This window comes from Butyricimonas faecihominis (assembly GCF_033096445.1).
In the GTDB taxonomy this organism is placed as follows: Bacteria; Bacteroidota; Bacteroidia; order Bacteroidales; family Marinifilaceae; genus Butyricimonas; species Butyricimonas faecihominis.
Genome location: NZ_AP028155.1, coordinates 4,041,995 through 4,061,359 on the forward strand (window position 1 = coordinate 4,041,995; position 19,365 = coordinate 4,061,359).

Here is a 19,365-nt window from a genome sequence, read left to right on the forward strand (position 1 = left end):
AAAGATTTGGAAGCAAAAGAGTTATTAGATTTATTTCAAGATCATCCTGTCGTTCAGAAAATTGCCAATCGGCTGCGCAAGCAGACGGGGACAAAGATAAAGTTGGAGAACGGGATCGGTTCGCTCGTGGCTTTTATCGCGGCTGCCGTGGGACGGGAGATGAAGGGATTACAGCTTTTCGTGTTGAACGACAAGGAGGAGGCTGCTTATTTCTACAATGATTTGTTGACTTTTTATGACGAGGAGAACGTGCGTTTTCTGCCTTCCTCGTTTCGGCGTTCCGGTAATTTTGAAGATAAAGATAACGATTCGATTCTGGTTCGGACAGAGGTGTTGAATGCCTTGACGGCAAAAGAGGTGGGGATGGTGGTCACTTACACGGAGGCGATGGCCGAGAAGGTGGTGAGCAAGAAGATGTTGGCCGATATGTCGATGCCCGTGATCAAGGGGAACAAGCTGTCGCTAACGTTTTTGGAGTCGTTGTTGGGAGAGTACGGTTTCGAACGGAATGATTTCGTGTATGAACCCGGACAGTTTTCTATCCGGGGAAGTATCGTGGATGTCTATTCTTTCGCGGAAGAGCGTCCGGTGCGAATAGACTTTTTCGGGGACGAGGTGGAAAGCATTCGTTATTTCGATGTAGAGACACAGCTTTCCGAGCAGTTGATTGACAAGGTGGTGATCGTACCCGATTTGAGCGAGTCAACGGATAAGAATGATAACGTGGGGTTGACCGAGTTCCTTGGGAAAGAGGCCACGTGGTGGATGAAGAATTCCTTGTTGATTCATGACCGCATTAATTCGTTAAAAGAACTGGATGCCGGGGAATTCCTGATCACGTCGGATAGTTTGTTCCGGACGATCGAGGGGAACAGTGTGGTGGAGTGGGGACCGGAGTTGTTTTTCCGGGGTGAGGTGATTCGCTTGGAGGCGGAGGTGCAACCGGCCGTGAACAAGCAGTTCGATTTGCTGGCAGAGCATTTGCTAGACAAGCAGATGGATCGCTACACGGTTTATCTTTGTTCTACGAACGATATGCAACTCCAGCGATTGCGGGATATTTTCTCGGACAAGGGGCATGAGGTGAATTTTGTACCCGTGGAGGGAACGATCCACGAGGGTTTCAGTGATGCCCTGATCAAGGTGTGTATCTACACGGAGCATCAGATCTTCGATCGTTACCAGAAATACCGTTTGAAGACTTCGCAGATCCGGAAAGGGCGGGAGTCCATCACGATCAGCGAGTTGCAGAACCTGCATCCCGGAGATTACGTGGTGCATATAGATCACGGGATCGGGCGCTTCGGCGGGTTGACGAAGATTGATAATGACGGGAAGATTCAGGAGGCCATACGTTTGGTGTATAAGAATAATTCCGAATTGTACGTGAGTCTCCATTCATTACATAAAATTTCCAAGTACAAGGGGAAGGACGGTGAACCGCCAACCGTGAGTAAGTTGGGTGGGGAGGCTTGGAATAAATTAAAACAGCGAACCAAGTCGAGGGTAAAGGATATTGCCCGGGAGTTAATAGCTCTGTATGCCAAGCGCAGGCGGGAGGAGGCTTATGCGTTCTCGAAAGATAGTTTCTTGCAGGACGAGATGGAGGCATCCTTTATGTACGAGGAAACGCCGGATCAGATGAAGGCGATCGAGGCGGTGAAAGCGGACATGGAGAGTCCTCACGTGATGGATCGTCTGGTTTGCGGGGATGTGGGATTCGGAAAAACGGAAGTCGCTATTCGTGCGGCATTCAAGGCGGTGGCTGATAGTAAACAGGTGGCCGTGTTGGTGCCGACGACGGTTTTGGCTTATCAGCATTATAATACTTTCAAGAAACGTCTGGAGGGGATGCCTTGCCGGATCGAGTATATCAGTCGGATGAAAAAGAGTGCCGATATTAAGCGGATTTTGAAAGATTTGGAAGCGGGGAAGGTGGATATTATCATCGGGACGCATCGTTTGACAAGTAATGATATAAAATTTAAGGATCTCGGTTTGCTGGTGATTGATGAGGAGCAGAAGTTTGGGGTGGCGGTGAAGGAGAAGTTGAAACGTTTGAAATTGAACGTGGATACCATTACCATGACGGCGACACCGATCCCGCGGACTCTGCAATTTTCGTTGATGGGGGCGAGGGATATGTCGATTATCCGTACGGCCCCGCCTAATCGTTACCCGATCGTGACGGAGTTACATCGTTTTGATGAGAAAGTGATTAAGGATGCGATTTCTTACGAGGTGAGCCGTGGGGGACAGGTGTTTTTTATTCATAACCGGGTGGATAATATCCGGGATATTCAATATATGATTCATCGTCTGATTCCCGGCATCAAGAGTTGTGTGGGACACGGGCAGATGAGTGGGGAGGAGTTGGAGACGGTGATGCATGATTTCGTGCGGGGAGATTACGACGTGTTGATTGCCACGACGATCGTGGAGTCGGGGTTGGATATTCCTAATGCGAATACTATTATTATTAATCAGGCCCAGAATTACGGGTTGAGTGATTTACACCAGTTGCGGGGACGGGTGGGACGTTCCAACCGGAAGGCTTTTTGTTATTTGCTGGCCCCGCCTTTGGAATTAGTGAATGCGGATGCCCGGAGGCGGTTGAAGGCGATCGAGGATTTCAGCGGCTTGGGGAGTGGGTTCAATATTGCCATGCAGGATTTGGATATTCGTGGGGCCGGGAATATTTTAGGGGGAGAGCAATCCGGTTTTATTGCAGAAGTGGGGTACGAGACCTATCAAAGAATTCTGAACGAGGCGTTAGTGGAATTGAGGGATGAGGAATTCCCCGAATTACAGAAGGTGCATCCGGATGAGCCGATGGCGTTTGCCACGGATTGCGTGATCGACACGGATTTTGCTTTGTTGATTCCCGATACTTACGTGGAGAACGTGAGCGAACGAATCCGCTTGTACCGGGAGTTGGATAATATCGCGAACGAAGAGGCTTTGCAGCGTTTCGAGATAGAGATGAAAGACCGCTTTGGCGAGATTCCGGCTCCGGTTGTCGGGTTGATGGAGGTGGTCCGGATTCGTCAGAGATGTATAGACTTGGGAATCGAGCGGTTGATGGTGAAGAATAACAAGATGGTTGTTTATTTTATCAGTGACCAAAATTCGCCATTCTATGCCTCTCCCGTGTTTAGCGAGCTATTGAAATTTATACAGAAACAGGTGATCCCTTGCAAGATCAGCGAAAAGAATGATAAGTTGAGTCTGGTTTTCACGAGTATTGCCGATATTAATCGGGTATCGGAAATTACGCGGGAGATGCGGGACTTTGCTTATGGTAATAATTAAGCTATGAATCTAATTGTTGATATTGGAAATACACGAACCAAGTACGCCGTTTTTGACGAGGGCGATTGGGTGGAGTGTGGATTGGGATTACCGGAAGTATACGATCTGGCGACGACTTACCGAAAAAGCGGGAAGGAAGTAAACTTGATTTTGTCAAGCACGGGAGCTATCTCGGCGGAAGTTCGGGAAAGACTGCGTGAGGTTTCCACTTTCTTTTGTGAAGTGTCATCGGAAATCCCCTTGCCGATACGCTTGGGATATGATACTCCGAAAACCTTGGGTGTAGACCGGATTGCCGGTTGCGTGGGCGGGGCATTCCTTTTCCCGGGTAGGGAGTTGCTGGTGATTGATTCCGGAACGGCGATTACGTATGATTTTGTCAGTGCGGATGGGGAGTTTCGGGGAGGAAATATTTCTCCGGGGCTGGGTATTCGTTTCCGGGCGTTAAACGAGTTCACAGCGAGTCTTCCATTGGTGAAGTGTTCCATGGAACACGGGTATGTCGGGAAGAACACGCATGATGCGATTTTGAACGGGGTGATGAATGGTATACTTTTTGAAGTAAGAGGGTATATAGATGAGTTGCTTCGAAATAATCCCCATGCTGCGGTAATTATAACGGGTGGCGGAAGTGAATATCTGAGAAAAACGTTGAAACGGACGGTTTTTTTTGAAGACAAGTTGGTGATCACGGGTTTAAACAGAATTTTAGAATACCAAAAAACGGTTAATTATACATGAAAAATATGTGAAACATTTCCGTTTTAAAGAAATAGTGGTAATTTTGCGATAGTCCTCACGTGGGTGGACGGGCTATGATGAAAAAACTTATTCGAACTAACTTAAATAAAAGGGATGACCATGAAAAAGATTGCTGTTATAGCATTTGGGATGCTTCTATTCATTCTACCGACAAAAGCGCAAACGTTGGAGTCTCAGTATGGATTGGATAGTGCAAATACCATTCTGAATGCTTCTCTGTACACGGAATACTGGAAACAGAAAAATTACGAAGAAGCGTTACCCTCTTGGAGATACGTTTTCTTGAACGCACCTGCATTTCAATTAAATACTTATATCCGGGGGGAAGATATTATTGAGTTTATGATCCAGAAGACGAAAAAGAAGGAGTACGTGGATACTTTAATGATGGTTTTTGATCGTCGTCTTCAATACATGGGAAAAAGAAGCCGGGAAGGATATGTTCTTGGGAAAAAAGGTATGGCTCAAGTGAAATATTCCAACGGGGATATTAATATGTTGAAAGCCGGGTTTGATAACTTGATGAAGTCGTATGAATTGGAAGGAGAAGGTACTCCGGCACAGTTGATTCATGCTACTTTTGAAGTGGGTTGTGGGTTGGTACAACAAAATCTGTTGTCTCAGGAGGAATTTATTAATTTGTACATGAAATTCACTGATTTTGCGGACAAACGTCTAGCATCAGGTGAAAAAGGATGTGATAATTTCGCTGTATGTAAATCTGCATTGGATGCCATTTTCTTCGAGTCCGGGTATGCTGATTGTAATACATTGGCCGGTTTGTTGAATCAGAAATACGAGGCGAATAAAGATAGTCTGCCTGTTTTGAAAGAAATTTCTTCTATCTTAAGAAGACGTGAATGTACGGATTTACCGTTGTACGCTACGGTTGCCGAGAAGATTTATCAGCAAGAACCGAGTGCCGATGCTGCTTACAGTTTGGCTATGATGTTCTTTTCAAAACAAGATATTGCGAAATTCGAGCAATATTTGAAGGAGGCTATCGATAAATCAGATGATCCGAAAGCTAAAGCAGATTATAATTACAAGCTGGCACAGGTGTATTTGTCAAAGAAGAATTATCCGTCAGCCAAAAAATATGCTTTGGATGCTTTGAAGACAAACCCGAATATGGGTGATGCTTACATCACGATAGGTTTGGCTTATGCGGTAAGTAGCAATGACTATGAAGGAGACGAGTTCGACAAACGTACCGTATTTTGGGCTGCCGTGGATAAGTTTGTGAAAGCGAAACAAGTTGATCCATCAGTAGCAGGAAAGGCTAACGAATATATTGAGCGGTATTCTCCTCACTTCCCGACGAAAGACGAGGCTTTCTTCCGTGATATTACGGCAGGGAAAAGCGTGAAAGTCGGTGGATGGATTAACGAGACAACGACTGCCAGGTTTAGAGATTAAATACATGACATTTCTATATCGTGCATTAAAAATAAAAAGCATTACCGTCCTTGCTTTAGGGACGGTAATGCTCTTTTCGTGTAAAACGAATATGAAGGATGTGGATGCGATCGGGAACCGGAACAATATGCCTGAAATGTCTGGGGAGAACATGGAGTTATTTTATTCAGACTCTGCGTTGTTGAAGTATAAAGTAATAACACCCCTTTATAATAAGTATAACCAAGACGACAAGAAATATGATGAATTTCCGAAAGGGATTCATGCGGAGTTGTACGAGAAGGGTGGTAGCATGGTCGGTTCCATTACCTCGAAATATGCGAAGAAGTTGGAAGAGGAGATGCTGTGGGAGTTGCGTAACGAGGTGGTCGTGATCAATGCCGAGGGGAAGAAGTTGGAAACCGATCTGATGTACTGGGATATGAAAAAAGAGATCGTTTATTCCGATCGCTATTCTCGGCTCACTTCCGGGGACCAGATTATAGAGGGGAATAAAGGTTTCAAGTCGGATCAATCCTTGAGAAACCCGGTCTTTAACAAGATTACGGGTGTGGTAGAAATTGAAAATAAACCTTAAATGTCAGGATTTGTTGCCATATTGATTTGTTTGGTCCTGTCTGCTTTCTTTTCGGGGATGGAAATTGCTTTTATGGCTTCCAATAAACTCCGGATTGAGATTGATAAATCGAACAAGGGTATCACGCAGAAGTTAATAGATCTTTTTGTTTCCAATTCGGGGATGTATATCACCACGATTCTGGTAGGGAATAACGTGGTGATGGTTATTTATGGTATTTTTATGTCCGACTATCTCGATCCTATGTTGGAAAATGTCGGTATTTCGCTGGGGTTGAGGATGGTTCTTGTGACCTTGATTTCGACGTTGATCGTGTTGGTGACGGGAGAGTTTTTCCCGAAAGCCGTGTTCCGTCTGCGGCCGAATGTGTTTTTACGGGTATTTGCTATTCCGGTATTTTTGTTTTATATCCTGTTTTTCCCGATCTCGTATTTCTCCGTGTGGTTCGGGGGATTGTTGCTGAGGATATTTACCGGACGCAAACTGACGCATAAAGAGGAAAACCGGGCTTTTGGCAAGATAGATTTAAATAATCTGATAGAAGAGGGTGAGACCGGGGGAGAAGAAAATGAAGACGAACACGATATTAAATTGTTCCGGAATGCGTTGGATTTTTCGGAAGTGAAATTGAGGGAATGTATAGTTCCTCGTCCGGATATTGTGGCTTTATCTATTGATAGTAGTTTGGATGAGTTGAGGGAGCTTTTCGTGAAAACGGGATTGTCCCGGATATTGATTTACCGGGATTCGATTGATAACGTGATCGGGTATGTACATTCATCCGCTTTGTTTCATCATCCCGAAACCGTGAAGAAGGCGGTGAGCAAAATATTGATTGTTCCCGAAACCATGTCGGCCTTGAGGTTGTTGAATCTTTTCACGAAGGAACAGAAAAGCGTGGCGGTCGTGGTCGATGAGTTTGGAATAACGGCCGGGATGGTTACGATTGAAGATATTATGGAGGAGATATTCGGGGAGATCGAGGATGAGCATGACCGTTTGAATCTGAAAGAAGAACAGGTCGCTCCCGATGAATATATTTTCTCCGGCCGTCTTGAAGTGGATTATCTGAATGAAAAATATGATTTGAATCTTCCGGAGAACGAGGAGTACGAGACTTTGGCCGGGTTGATTCTTTATTACAATGAGGATATCCCGGAAGAGGGGGAACGGATCTCTATTGAAGATATATCTTTTGAAATCGTAAGTGTCAAGAGTGCCCGGATTGAGGAGGTTCGGGTAAAGATATAAAAAGAAAAGGAGCTTTAATTAAGCTCCTTTGTTGTATGTTTTAGCATATCGTCGAAATGCCGGATGTTATCCTCGTGATCCCGGTGGCAGATCATTAGAATATCATTGTTTTCCGCGATAATGCAATTTTCGACCCCTTCAATAATGACTTTCTTGTCTTGGGGGACGTTAATAATACATTCTTTAGTTTCGATTAAGCGGACTTGTTCGCTGTTGGATACATTGTTATTCTCGTCTTTCGGGCTGATTTCATGGAACGAATGCCACGTGCCGACATCGGACCAACCGAACTCACCTTTCATGACATAGACTTTTGCGGACTTCTCCATGATACCGAAGTCGATGGAAATATTACGGCATTGTCCGTAGATGTGAGCGATATTTTCGGGAGAATCCGGGTTCTCCACATTTTTATATTCCTGCTCGAACAGTAAATACATATCTTCGAGGTATGTTTTGAACTCTTCGATAATATCTTCTACTTTCCAGATAAATATCCCAGCGTTCCAAAGGAAATCACCCGATTCCAAAAAGACTTTTGCCAGTTCCTTGTCCGGTTTTTCGGTGAACGTTTTAACCTTGGATATAAATTCGGAGAACTTGTTTTTCTTGATCTGGATATACCCGTACCCTGTTTCCGGGCGGGTTGGTTTGATACCGATGGTGAGTAAGCCACCGAACTGTTCTACGAAAGAAATTCCTTTCTGGATGTTATCGAGATAGACCGCGTCATTGGTGATAAAATGGTCGGAAGGGACAACTACCATACTCGCATGCGGGTTAACCCGGGCAATGCGGTAGGCCGCATAAGCCACGCATGGGGCGGTGTTCTTGCCGAAAGGTTCTTTCAGAATATTCTCGGAAGGAATTTCCGGGATTTGCTGTTTCGTCAGCTCTTCGTAGGCGGTACCTGTAACAATGAATATATTTTGGGTATCAAAGATTTGATTTGCTCTTTCAAAGGTTTGACGGAGGAAGCTTTTCCCGACATTTAAGATGTCACAAAATTGTTTCGGACAGGCTTTCGTACTCACGGGCCAGAAACGTTTTCCGAGACCGCCGGCCATTATAACGCAATATGAGTTCTTATTCATCTTATTTAGTTATACATTTAAAATTAAATTCATCTTATTGTTGTCGAAATTAGTAATAAATCCGTGAATAATTTCTATTTTTACGATAAAATTTGAGACAGGGTTTACAGGAGGGTATTATTTAAGGAGTTAGTATAGATGAAAGTATTAGATAAGATAGGAGCTTACATATTATTCATGGGGCGTATCTTCACGAAACCTGAGAAGAAGAAAGTTTATTTAAAAGAATTGACTAACGAGTTGGAGAAGTTGGGGTTGAATTCCGTTATGTTGGTGATGATTATTTCTTTCTTTATTGGGGCGGTGTTGACGCTGCAAACGGCTTACAATATGTCGAGTCCCCTGCTACCTCGCTATCTGATTGGTTATTTGACCCGGGAGACGTTATTGCTGGAGTTCTCGTCAACGATCGTGAGCTTGATTCTTGCCGGGAAGATCGGTAGTAATATTGCATCCGAGATCGGTAGCATGAAAATCACGGAACAGATCGAGGCGCTGGAGGTGATGGGAGTGAATTCCGTTTCATATTTGGTGGGGCCGAAGATTGCAGCAGCCTTGGTGGTAAATCCGGTGCTTTATATATTCAGCGTATTTATCGGTATTATCGGTGGAATCCTTTCGGGATTGGCATCCGGGGTGGTAAACTATGATGATTATATACACGGGTTGCACTTTTCATTCAATCCTTACTACGTGACCTATTCCATGATCAAAACGTTGTTCTTTGCCGTGATATTTACTTCTATTCCCGCCTTTTACGGGTATAACGTGCAAGGAGGGGCGTTGGAAGTCGGTAAGGCGAGTACGAAAGCCGTGGTGGATAGTAGTATTGCCATCCTGCTTGTGAACTTGATATTAACCAAAATATTATTGTAATGATACGGGCGGAAGGGGTATGTAAGTCATTTGATAAAAAAGAGGTGTTGACGGATATAGATGCCGTTTTCGAACCGGGAAAGGTAAATCTGATTATCGGGAAGAGTGGTTCCGGGAAGACCGTGTTATTGAAATCGTTGATTGGCTTGCACTCGATTGATAAAGGAAAGATATTCTACAATGACCGGGATATTACCGTAATGAATAACAAACAGATAAAGGAGATCCGGAAGGAGCTGGGAGTGGTTTTTCAAGGCGGGGCATTGTTTGATTCACTTTCCGTGTTGGAGAACGTGAAGTTCCCGTTAAATCTGTTTTCTTCGATGACGGAAAAGGAGAAAACGGAGCGAGCTATTTTCTGCCTCAACCGGGTGAACCTGAATAACGTGGAGAATCTTTATCCTGCGGAGATCAGTGGAGGAATGAAAAAGCGAGTGGCTATTGCCCGGGCTATTGTCTTGCAGCCTAAATACTTGTTTTGTGACGAGCCGAATTCCGGTTTGGACCCTTTGACCTCGATCGTGATAGATAATCTGTTGTCCGAGTTGACACATGAATATGATATGACCACGGTTATAAACACGCACGATATGAACTCGGTTTTCGAGATCGGGGAAAAGGTGTTGTTTATCCATGAAGGACACAAAGAATGGGAGGGCAGTAACGAAGAGATCATGTACACGAACAACAAGGCGTTGAACGAATTCCTGTTCTCGTCGAAGTTGAACAGGATGGTGCGGGAGAAACTTGGAAAAAAGAGCGAGGAATAAATACTAAAAGTTTTAGCGATATGAAGCGTATTTTATGGGTGATATTGATTATTGCGGCGATGACGGCTTGTTCGAAGAAGGTCCCGTTGGACAAGGATCAATTCACATCTTTGTTGATTGATATGCACACGACGGATGGAATGTTGTCGGTCGCACGAGGTGATATACGAACCGAAAAAGATAATTATTTATATTATAACGACCTGTTTGCGAAATACGGGATTACACGGGAGGATTTTGATTCTTGCGTGACCTATTATTCTCTGCAATCGGCGTTATTCAATAAAATTTATGACGTGGTGATTGATACCTTGAGTCGTCGCCAGACGAAAATCATGCGGGAGTGGAAAGAGTTGACCGTGAATGATACAGTTAATCTGTTCCCGGGGTACACGATGATCGTGGCAGATACTATACGCCCGGATTCTACACAAGCTAAAGTCCGGAAGAAAGATTCCATCGTGTACGAAACACGTGTGGTGAAAGCCGATACGGTTTATTTTGACAAGCGGAACCAATTCGTGCTGGTGAAATTGGATAGCATTGTTCCCGGTATGTACAAATTTACCTCGACGATAAAGTTGGAAAAATCAGACCGGGGAAAACGGAATTTCATACAGACTTATTTTCTGTCTGCCGATAATGATACGCTGAAAGTTCCGGATCAGTACGTGGGAGTCGACACGTTGCGCCCTTACAAGAAAGACTGGGAGTTCTACGTGGCGGATTCCAGTTACACGAAGTTATTTATGAAGATTCCCAAGAGTGACCGGGATACGAGGGTGAAAGTGAAGAAGTTGAATGACCGGGAAGGTTGCGTGTACAAAACCGAAATCTTTAAAACGTACGTAGCCCCGAACCGGGAGAAACAATTGAAAAAGGAATACGAGCAGAGGAGACAGATGGAGCTTGAAAGGAAATCTGTAAAAAAGAAATAAGATCATATTCTGAATGAGAAAGATTGCGGCTAATTATATTTTGTTACCCGGATTTGAATTCGTGAAGAATGGATATGTTGTTTTGAAGGACGGGAAGGTGGTGGACGTGGTGAATACCGGAGGCGAAATCCGGGAAATTCCTTGTCTCGAATTCTACGGGGGAATGATTGTTGATGCTCGTGTTCGACAACATATTCAGTGGGTTCCCGGTGATCCGATTCGTGAGAAAATTTTTCAATTATACAGGGAAAGTGAGGTATGTGGAAATGGCCTTGCCCTTATTCAAGGGGCTGATTTTACCCGTTTTATCTGGATGCCGGAATCCCGGATCGTATATTTGCGCTAAGTTAAATACCAAAATAAATGAAGGATGAATAGAATCGTATTGACTGTTACTTTTTTACTGGTTGCTTTTTTCGTTCAGGCGGGACCGCTTTGGATGCGTTATCCGAAGATTTCGCCCGATGGAAAGCAAATTGCATTTAGTTATAAGGGGGATATTTATGTTGTCCCCGCGGAAGGTGGCGAGGCTCGCCAGTTGACCACGCATCCGGCGTATGAATCGCATCCCGTGTGGTCTCCGGATGGGAAACAGATCGCCTTCACGAGTGATCGGAATGGTAATTTCGATATTTTCGTGATGTCGGCCCGGGGAGGTGATGCCCGGCAAGTGACGACAAATTCAGCCAAGGAGATACCCTACACGTTTACCCCGGATGGAAAAGAAATTGTTTACGGGACGCAAATGAGTGATCCCGCGCAGAGTGCTTTATTTCCGGCAGGTTCCATGACCGAATTGTATGCCATATCGGTGGATGGGGGACGTCCCCGGCAGATATTGGCAACCCCGGCGGAAGAGATTTGTTTCTTCAAATCGGGTGATGCTTTCTTGTACCAAGATAAAAAGGGCGGGGAGAATGAATGGCGTAAACATCATACCTCTTCTATCACACGTGATATTTATCGCTATGATATGAAAAGTGGGAAACATACCCGTCTGATTGATCGGGCGGGGGAAGATCGTTCTCCCGTGTTGTCTCCGGACGAACAAAGGGTATATTTTCTGAGTGAGCGGGAAGATTCGTTTAACGTGTACTCGTTCCCGGTGGCTGATCCTTCTGCCGTGAAGGCAGAGACTTCTTTCAAGACTCACCCCGTGCGTTTCTTGAGTGTTGCGGGTAACGGGCGTTTGTGTTTTGGTTATGACGGTGAAATATACGTGAAAGATGCATCCGGAAGTCCCAAGAAAGTGAAAGTGGATATTATTGGTGACAATGCGAAAGATAATATCGCCTCGTTGCGTTTTACTTCCGGGGCAACTAGTGCGACTATTTCCCCGGACGGGAAACAGGTGGCCATGATTATCCGGGGAGATGTGTTCGTGACTTCCACCGATTACACGACGACGAAACAAGTTACCACGACTCCGGAGGGAGAGAAGTGGTTGAGCTTTGCTCCTGACAACCGTACAATTGCTTATGCCAGCGAACGGGGAGGAAATTGGAATATCTACACGGCGAAAATTGCTCGTGAGGAAGAGGTGAATTTCCCGAATGCAACTTTAATCGAAGAGGAAGCTGTTCTCCCGGTTTCAACCAAAGAGCGGTTTGCCCCACAATTCTCTCCGGATGGAAAGGAATTGGCCTTTATCGAGGATCGTACAAAATTGATGGTCGTTGATTTGAAGACGAAGAAGGTACGACAGGTGGCGGACGATAAATATCAATATCGCACGGGGGACGGTTTCACCTATACATGGTCTCCCGACGGGAAATGGTTCGCGATGGAAATCATCGGGAATCGTCACGATCCGTATAGTGATATTGCCATCGTGAGTGCCGATGGGAAAGGGGAAGTTGTAAACCTGACGAATAGCGGCTATTTTGATAGTAATCCCCGGTGGGTGCTGGATGGAAATGCCATCTTGTTTTCCAGTGAACGTTACGGGATGCGTAACCATGCATCGTGGGGTTCTTTGCAGGATGTGATGATCGTGTTCATGAATCAGGATGCTTACGATAAATTCCGTTTGAACAAGGAAGATTACGAGTTGCTGAAAGAGGAGGAGAAACGTATGGCCTCTCTGAAAAATAAAGAACAGAAAGAGGATCAGAAAGATAAAAAAGGCGAGACGAAACCCGCCGTGAAAGAGAAAAAGAATATTGAGGTCGAACTGCAAGGTATCGAGGACCGGGTGATGCGGTTAACGCCGAATTCTTCACAATTGGGAGATGCGATATTAAGCAAGAGTGGCGACAAGCTTTATTACATGGCCTCTTTCGAGGGAGGTATGGATTTGTGGGTGAGCGATCTGCGTTCACGGAGTACCAAGGTGATGCATAAGCTGAACAGCGGTTGGGCGTCTTTGGAGATGGATAAGGACGGGAAAGATCTGTTCCTGTTGGGAGGACGTTCCATGCAGAAGATCAATCTGGGTTCGGAGAGAAGAAGTCCGATTGCGTATTCTGCCGAAATGAAACTGGATCAGGCTGCCGAGCGGGCATATATGTTTGATCGGGTGCGTCGTCAGGAGGCCAAACGTTTCTACGAGAAGAATATGCACGGTGTGGATTGGGCAAAAATGACCAAGGCTTACGAGAAGTTTTTACCTTATATCAATAACAACTATGATTTCTCCGAGTTATTGAGTGAGTTGTTGGGTGAGTTGAACGTTTCACACACCGGATCGGGTTACCGCCCCGGGTCAAGAGGTGAGGCAACTGCCGAGCTGGGTCTCTTGTTGAACGTGAACTATGCAAAGGACGGGTTGCTGGTTGACGAGGTGTTGGAGAAAGGACCTTTTGATAATGTCCGTTCGAAGTTGAAAGCCGGAATGGTCATCGAGAAAATTGACGGGCAGACGGTGAAAGCCGGGGAAGATTACTATCCCCTGCTGAGAGGTAAGTCCGGTAAACGTGTATTGTTCTCTATTTATGACCCCACTACCAAGGAACGTTGGGATGAGGTGATCGAGCCGATTTCAAAGGGTACGATGAACGGGTTACTTTACCGGCGGTGGGTAAAACAAAGAGCTGCCGATGTGGACCGTTTATCGGGAGGACGTTTGGGCTACGTGCATATTTCCAGTATGGACGATCCAAGTTTCCGTTCCGTGTATGCCGATATTCTGGGTAAATATAATGACCGGGAAGGAATTGTGATCGACACTCGTTTCAATGGTGGTGGCCGTTTGCACGAGGATATTGAGATTCTGTTCAGTGGTAAGAAATATTTTACGCAAGTCGTTCGGGGGCGGGAGGCTTGCGATATGCCAAGCCGTAGGTGGAATAAGCCTTCGATTATGGTGACCTGTGAGGCGAATTACTCGAACGCCCACGGAACGCCTTGGGTTTACCAACATCAAGGGATCGGTAAGGTTGTCGGAATGCCTGTGCCGGGAACCATGACGAGCGTGTCTTGGGAGACTTTGCAGGACCCGACGCTATATTTTGGGATTCCGATCGTCGGTTACCGTTTACCGGACGGTAGCTATCTGGAGAATAAACAACTGGAACCGGATGTGAAGATTGCTAACTCTCCGGAGAAGATTATTAAGGGAGAGGACGAGCAATTGGAGACAGCGGTGAAGGAGTTGTTGAAAGAGATTGACTCGAAGAAATAAAAGGGAGAAACGGCAGGCCAAAGGGATGAAGGCCTGCCGTTTCGGTTTACATGAGAGGTTGAAGCCTCCCGTCTTGCATGATTAATAATATCTTATCTTTATTTAGTCTGGAACGTACACCCCAGTCAAAATCCCTCAAGTTTCTCAAGTATTGACTTGTTTGGGGTGGAAGGAGTACTTTCTTATTTTCAGGCAGGTATAGAGACAGTGTCACTCTTTGAGCCCTCCATTGTCCTGCGAGCTTGATGTAATTATCAAATCGGAGCGTGTCGTTCTTGTAATTCCAGTTAAAGTCCATGTTGTCATACACCGGCTTTTCTTCTTGGGTATAAAATTGCACACGTAATGTCGGGGTTGTGTCATCGGTCGAGTATACCCTGATGTCCGGGGCAATCATGTTGCTGGAGGCTAATTGGAACACGTCTTGGTCTATGTAAAGATTTTCAGGTAGTTTGTAGCGTTCATTTACAAGTAGGACGAGCGTGTCCTGTTGACTGAGTTCGAGCGATTCTCCATAGCGGGTACCTTTAATCGACCAGCTTCGACCTTCGCTGATCCCCACGACTATGAGCATAACGAGTCCCAGCATCCAACACGAGAGGGCAGAAAGGGCGATCACTTTGTTATTACTCTTGAAGGAGAATAACAATTTGATCGCCATATAAATGATCATGATAATAGGAATTCCAATCAAGAATGATATAGCGATTTTACCCAAAGTGAAGTTTAAGGGAGTGAACGCGTAGGCGAGTTCCATAAAACCACTTTTCCAAGGATAAAGGTTAGGTAAGAATAATGCCGACAAGAAGGCGAACAGCATGAAGATTCCCCAGACGAAGAGGGCCACGCCGATAATAATGGCCAACACTTTCCCGATAATGGTAAATACTTCGCATAAGCCTTCGCCTACCCGGTTCACGAAAGCGGCACCCTTGCCGTTTTTAATCTCCTGATACTCGTCTTTTATAGAGCGTTCGATGTTGGAGACATTTATATTTTCTCCTTTCATTTCGAGTTTCTGTTTGGTCGTTTTGGCCTTGGGGACGGCAATCCACAAAATGATATACACGATAATGAATATTCCATAGTAGAAGGACAGAAGTACGAAACCTATCCGGATGAGCAAGGGGGATATTCCCCAATATGCGGCTAATCCCCCGGCCACTCCACCAAGTACTTTGTTATCCGGGTTGCGGTATAGTTTTTTTGCCTGTTTCGGGGCGGATTTTCGGGGCTGCTCGTCTTCGTCGATGATGTCGTCAGGTGTACCCATCGTGGCGATTGCCTGATCCACGTCATCGAGAGTGATCACCTCGCGGAACTGTCCTTTCAAGTTTTCCGTGAAAAGCTCCCCGATCCGGTTCTCGATGTCATCCATGATCTCGTTACCGTCTTCTTCTTGCGTGTAATATGTTTTGAGGGTATTGATGTATTCTTGTAGTTTTTCCAAAGCGTCTTCATCGATGTGGAAAATCTTACCGCTTAAGTTTATAGTATATGTTTTTTTCATGATATGGGTGATTAAGCTATATGTTGGTTTAGGGACTTAATGTACAATGCGTTGTCGAGAATATGGTTGGGCTGTTCCTGTTCGTGAATCACCCCGTAATTCTGGTGGTGCCGGGTGCTGTGTCTTTGAGCCGTGAAAATGGAAAATGCTAGAGCGAAGATCCAAAGAATCAAGGTATAGATGATCACTTTCTTGTTATTGCTTTTGAATGGAACAAATACTTGGACCAAAAGGTAGAATAACAAGAAAATGGGTATGACGATAAGTGCCCCCGTGGCTAGTTTGAAAGAGAATAACATGCCGGGGATGTCCGTGTAGATATGCGAGTGAAAAAGGTTGAATGTGCTAAGGCCCGGTACGATGTGACCAAAAAGATAATTTACCGGAAAGCTGATTAACTTGGTTAAAAAGTTGAACGAGAGGATAAAACACAGGACGATCCCGCCAATCAACAGGGCATCCCGGGTTTTGCTGCTACGTTGGTGTGCGTATTTCTCTCTGGCATTTTGGAAACCTTCCCGGACGGAATCTTCGATGTTGGAAACATTGATGCCCTTTCCTCTCATTTGTAGTCTTTGTCGTGGCGTGACGGCTTTCGGGACCAGCATCCACATGAAGATATAGACAAGGAAGAAGATTCCATAAACGAACATCATCAACAGGAAACATACACGTGTGAGGGTGACCGGAATTCCCAAGTACGTGGCGAGCCCGGAGGCCACGCCTCCCAAGATGCGGTCTTGCGGGTCCCGGAACAGTTTTCTGGGTAAAGTCTTTTCCGAGCGAGTCTCTTGTTGTTGGGCAGTTTCCCGGGGAGCCTCTTCGTCAAAAATGTCTTCCGGTTTTCCCATGATGGAAATGGCTTGTTCCACGTCGGGGATCGAGACGGATTCCCGGTTTTCCTGTTTCAGGTTTTCTATGAATAATTCGGCCAACCGACTTTCGATGTCGTACATGATTTCTTCCCCGTCTTCTCCTTTGGAGTAGTGGGCTTTCAGCGCGTTGATGTATTGCTGTAATGATTCCAGTGCGTCATCGTCAATATTGAGTACCTTGCCGCCTAGGTTAATAGTAAATGTTTTTTTCATGAGCGGGGGATATTAGTTGTTATGGTTTTCTTTAATGCTGTTCACAGCAGAGGTCAATTCATTCCATGAGTTTTCGAGTTCCTTGAGAAAATCTCGTCCTTGTTCCGTGATGCTGTAATATTTGCGGGGAGGGCCTTGCTGTGACTCTTCCCAGCGGTATGACAATAATCCGGTATTCTTCAGCCGGGTTAATAAAGGGTATATCGTCCCCTCGACCACGATCATCTTGGAGGCTTTCAGTTTACTGATGATGTCCGGCACGTAGGCGTCCTGTTGCGCGATGATCAGTAAAATGCAGTATTCCAAGATACCCTTCCTCATTTGAGCTTGTGTGTTTTCAATGTTCATCTCTTGGTTCTTTTGTAATGCCAGACAAAGATATGAATAAAAAATAGTATTATGCAATACATAGTACTATTAATTTTAATATTTTATTCTTTCCATCGGAATAAACGGTCGGGGAACTTTAAAACGTTTTCGTTGATTTTCCTTGATAGTAAGGCGTTAAACTGGATATTAAAGATTAACTTTGTCGTGAATTTAGAAAAGTAAATAACAAAAATAAAATAGATATGAAAAGAGTTTTATTGATGATACTGGATGGTTGGGGTGTTGGAAAACACGATCATTCGGACGCGATCGGGAGTACTCCGACTCCTAATATCACGGAGTTGGCGAGTAATAATCCCCGTGCCTTGTTGTACACGAGCGGGGAGAATGTAGGTTTGCCCGACGGTCAGATGGGAAATTCCGAAGTGGGACACTTGAATATTGGAGCCGGACGGGTGGTTTATCAGGATTTGGTGAAGATTAACCGGGCTTGTCGGGATCATTCCATTGCCCAAAACCCGGAGATCGTGAAGGCGTTTAATTATGCCAAGGAGAACGGGAAACAGGTGCATTTCATGGGACTGGTTTCTAACGGGGGAGTACATAGTTCGCTGGATCACGTGTTTGCCTTGTGCGATTTGTCGAAAGAGTTCGGGATCGAGAATACTTTCGTTCATTGCTTTATGGACGGTCGGGACACGGACCCGAAAAGTGGAAAGGGTTTTATCGGTGAGTTGCAGAACCACATGAAACAATCCACGGGTAAGATTGCTTCCGTGATCGGGCGTTATTATGCCATGGACCGGGATTCCCGCTGGGAGCGTATCAAGGAGGCTTATGATTTGTTGGTAAATGGAGTGGGTACTCCGGTGACGGATGCCGAGGCGGGAGTGCAGGCCTCTTACGACGCGGGGGTGACTGACGAGTTCATCAAACCGATCGTTTGCGTGGACGAGGTCGGGAAACCCGTGGGAACGATACAGCCGGGCGATATGGTGATCTTCTTTAATTTCCGTAACGACCGGGCCAAGGAGTTGACGATCGTGTTGACGCAAGAGGACAAGCCGGATTTCGGGATGAAGACCATGCCGTTGTATTATTGTACGATGACTCCTTATGATGCTAAATTCAAGGGATTACATATTTTGTTCGATAAAGAAAACGTGGTGAACACGATCGGGGAATATATTTCCAAGCAAGGATTGAAACAATTGCGTATTGCCGAGACGGAGAAATATGCTCACGTGACGTTCTTCCTGAACGGGGGACGGGAAGAGCCTTTCGAGGGAGAGAGCCGTATTCTGGTACCTTCGCCGAAAGTGGCAACCTACGATTTGCAACCCGAAATGTCTGCCCCTATCGTGACCGAGAAGATCGTGGAGCAATTGAATGAAAAGAGTGTTGATTTCATTTGCTTGAATTACGCGAACGGGGATATGGTGGGACATACCGGAGTGTACGAGGCCATCCGGAAGGCCGTGGCTACCGTGGATGAGTGTGTTGGGAAGACCGTGGCAGCTGCGCGTGCTAACGGTTACGACGTGTTGATTATTGCCGATCACGGGAATGCCGATAACGCGGTGAACGAGGACGGGACGCCGAACACGGCTCACTCGCTGAATCCCGTGCCTTGTATCTGGGTTACCGATTCCAAGTGCGATCACCTGCGGGATGGGGTGTTGGCCGATGTTGCCCCCACGGTTCTTGCGATTATGGGACTTCCGCAGCCCAAGGAAATGACGGGAAAATCGTTATTAGTTTAATATAAAAATGGAGAGGTTGTGTCAAAAGTCATTTTTCAAACTCCCTCCCCCCT

General features: G+C 45.5%; 15 protein-coding genes. 11 read left to right on the forward strand and 4 right to left on the reverse strand.

The genetic code is table 11. From position 1 onward, the window contains the following. Positions 1-6: 6 nt before the first annotated feature. From mfd to R8806_RS16760, 5 genes are all read left to right on the forward strand, one after another. Positions 7-3,312 carry a transcription-repair coupling factor gene (gene mfd / locus R8806_RS16740; RefSeq protein ID WP_124316759.1) on the forward strand — a complete coding sequence of 1,102 codons (3,306 nt, stop codon included), beginning with the start codon at positions 7-9 and terminating at the stop codon, positions 3,310-3,312. Positions 3,313-3,315: 3 nt separating this feature from the next. Next, positions 3,316-4,053 (forward strand): type III pantothenate kinase, encoded by a 738-nt coding sequence (locus tag R8806_RS16745; RefSeq protein ID WP_118303876.1) that lies wholly within the window; start codon positions 3,316-3,318, stop codon positions 4,051-4,053. Positions 4,054-4,173: 120 nt separating this feature from the next. Next, on the forward strand, positions 4,174-5,493 hold the full coding sequence (locus R8806_RS16750; RefSeq protein WP_229782981.1) for a tetratricopeptide repeat protein: 1,320 nt from the start codon (positions 4,174-4,176) through the stop codon (positions 5,491-5,493). Between the two features lie 4 nt (positions 5,494-5,497). Further along, a complete protein-coding gene (lptC, locus tag R8806_RS16755) occupies positions 5,498-6,070 on the forward strand; it encodes an LPS export ABC transporter periplasmic protein LptC (RefSeq protein WP_124316757.1) in 573 nt (190 codons plus the stop codon). Further along, positions 6,071-7,321: a hemolysin family protein gene (locus R8806_RS16760; RefSeq protein WP_124316756.1), complete on the forward strand. Its 1,251-nt coding sequence runs from the start codon at positions 6,071-6,073 to the stop codon at positions 7,319-7,321. 14 nt (positions 7,322-7,335) lie between these two features. On the opposite strand, the gene R8806_RS16765 is transcribed toward R8806_RS16760, so the two are convergent. After that, positions 7,336-8,415, reverse strand: coding sequence for a mannose-1-phosphate guanylyltransferase (locus R8806_RS16765; protein ID WP_124316755.1), 1,080 nt, complete (start codon positions 8,413-8,415; stop codon positions 7,336-7,338). A gap of 138 nt (positions 8,416-8,553) precedes the next feature. Here R8806_RS16765 and R8806_RS16770 point away from each other — a divergent pair, with 138 nt between their 5' ends. From R8806_RS16770 to R8806_RS16790, 5 genes are read left to right on the forward strand one after another with little or no spacing between them, the layout of a single operon-like run. Continuing rightward, positions 8,554-9,291 (forward strand): MlaE family ABC transporter permease, encoded by a 738-nt coding sequence (locus R8806_RS16770; RefSeq protein ID WP_124317377.1) that lies wholly within the window; start codon positions 8,554-8,556, stop codon positions 9,289-9,291. Beyond that, positions 9,291-10,061, forward strand: coding sequence for an ABC transporter ATP-binding protein (locus R8806_RS16775; RefSeq protein WP_087421471.1), 771 nt, complete (start codon positions 9,291-9,293; stop codon positions 10,059-10,061). The genes R8806_RS16770 and R8806_RS16775 overlap by 1 nt, the downstream gene beginning before the upstream one ends. 20 nt (positions 10,062-10,081) lie before the next feature. Then, complete coding sequence (locus R8806_RS16780) at positions 10,082-10,999, forward strand: DUF4296 domain-containing protein (RefSeq protein WP_124317376.1); 918 nt, start codon at positions 10,082-10,084, stop codon at positions 10,997-10,999. A gap of 13 nt (positions 11,000-11,012) precedes the next feature. Then, positions 11,013-11,345, forward strand: coding sequence for a hypothetical protein (locus tag R8806_RS16785; protein WP_124317375.1), 333 nt, complete (start codon positions 11,013-11,015; stop codon positions 11,343-11,345). Between the two features lie 24 nt (positions 11,346-11,369). Next, positions 11,370-14,621 (forward strand): S41 family peptidase, encoded by a 3,252-nt coding sequence (locus R8806_RS16790; protein WP_124317374.1) that lies wholly within the window; start codon positions 11,370-11,372, stop codon positions 14,619-14,621. A 46-nt stretch (positions 14,622-14,667) separates the two neighbouring features. Here R8806_RS16790 and R8806_RS16795 read toward each other — a convergent pair whose 3' ends face one another. Genes R8806_RS16795 through R8806_RS16805 form a run of 3 tightly spaced genes read right to left on the reverse strand, consistent with a single transcriptional unit; the run spans position 14,668 to position 17,567 of the window. After that, the gene (locus tag R8806_RS16795) at positions 14,668-16,131 is read right to left on the reverse strand and encodes a PspC domain-containing protein (RefSeq protein WP_124317373.1); all 1,464 of its coding nucleotides are present in this window, start codon (positions 16,129-16,131) and stop codon (positions 14,668-14,670) included. Positions 16,132-16,142: 11 nt separating this feature from the next. Continuing rightward, complete coding sequence (locus R8806_RS16800; protein ID WP_124317372.1) at positions 16,143-17,219, reverse strand: PspC domain-containing protein; 1,077 nt, start codon at positions 17,217-17,219, stop codon at positions 16,143-16,145. 12 nt (positions 17,220-17,231) lie between these two features. Beyond that, the gene (locus tag R8806_RS16805; RefSeq protein ID WP_118303890.1) at positions 17,232-17,567 is read right to left on the reverse strand and encodes a PadR family transcriptional regulator; all 336 of its coding nucleotides are present in this window, start codon (positions 17,565-17,567) and stop codon (positions 17,232-17,234) included. Between the two features lie 224 nt (positions 17,568-17,791). Between R8806_RS16805 and gpmI the strand changes: the two genes are divergently transcribed. Then, positions 17,792-19,312 (forward strand): 2,3-bisphosphoglycerate-independent phosphoglycerate mutase, encoded by a 1,521-nt coding sequence (gene gpmI, locus R8806_RS16810; protein ID WP_183312874.1) that lies wholly within the window; start codon positions 17,792-17,794, stop codon positions 19,310-19,312. Positions 19,313-19,365: the final 53 nt, after the last annotated feature.

What these genes read in the sequence shown, in the direction of transcription:
- R8806_RS16790 (WP_124317374.1), top strand. Translation starts at nt 11,370, where the DNA reads ATGAATAGAATCGTATTGACTGTTACTTTTTTACTGGTTGCTTTTTTC.
- R8806_RS16750 (WP_229782981.1), top strand. Translation starts at nt 4,174, where the DNA reads ATGAAAAAGATTGCTGTTATAGCATTTGGGATGCTTCTATTCATTCTA.
- R8806_RS16795 (WP_124317373.1), bottom strand. Translation starts at nt 16,131, where the DNA reads ATGAAAAAAACATATACTATAAACTTAAGCGGTAAGATTTTCCACATC.
- R8806_RS16775 (WP_087421471.1), top strand. Translation starts at nt 9,291, where the DNA reads ATGATACGGGCGGAAGGGGTATGTAAGTCATTTGATAAAAAAGAGGTG.
- gpmI (WP_183312874.1), top strand. Translation starts at nt 17,792, where the DNA reads ATGAAAAGAGTTTTATTGATGATACTGGATGGTTGGGGTGTTGGAAAA.
- R8806_RS16805 (WP_118303890.1), bottom strand. Translation starts at nt 17,567, where the DNA reads ATGAACATTGAAAACACACAAGCTCAAATGAGGAAGGGTATCTTGGAA.
- R8806_RS16800 (WP_124317372.1), bottom strand. Translation starts at nt 17,219, where the DNA reads ATGAAAAAAACATTTACTATTAACCTAGGCGGCAAGGTACTCAATATT.
- R8806_RS16745 (WP_118303876.1), top strand. Translation starts at nt 3,316, where the DNA reads ATGAATCTAATTGTTGATATTGGAAATACACGAACCAAGTACGCCGTT.
- R8806_RS16760 (WP_124316756.1), top strand. Translation starts at nt 6,071, where the DNA reads ATGTCAGGATTTGTTGCCATATTGATTTGTTTGGTCCTGTCTGCTTTC.
- R8806_RS16785 (WP_124317375.1), top strand. Translation starts at nt 11,013, where the DNA reads ATGAGAAAGATTGCGGCTAATTATATTTTGTTACCCGGATTTGAATTC.
- R8806_RS16770 (WP_124317377.1), top strand. Translation starts at nt 8,554, where the DNA reads ATGAAAGTATTAGATAAGATAGGAGCTTACATATTATTCATGGGGCGT.
- R8806_RS16765 (WP_124316755.1), bottom strand. Translation starts at nt 8,415, where the DNA reads ATGAATAAGAACTCATATTGCGTTATAATGGCCGGCGGTCTCGGAAAA.
- lptC (WP_124316757.1), top strand. Translation starts at nt 5,498, where the DNA reads ATGACATTTCTATATCGTGCATTAAAAATAAAAAGCATTACCGTCCTT.
- R8806_RS16780 (WP_124317376.1), top strand. Translation starts at nt 10,082, where the DNA reads ATGAAGCGTATTTTATGGGTGATATTGATTATTGCGGCGATGACGGCT.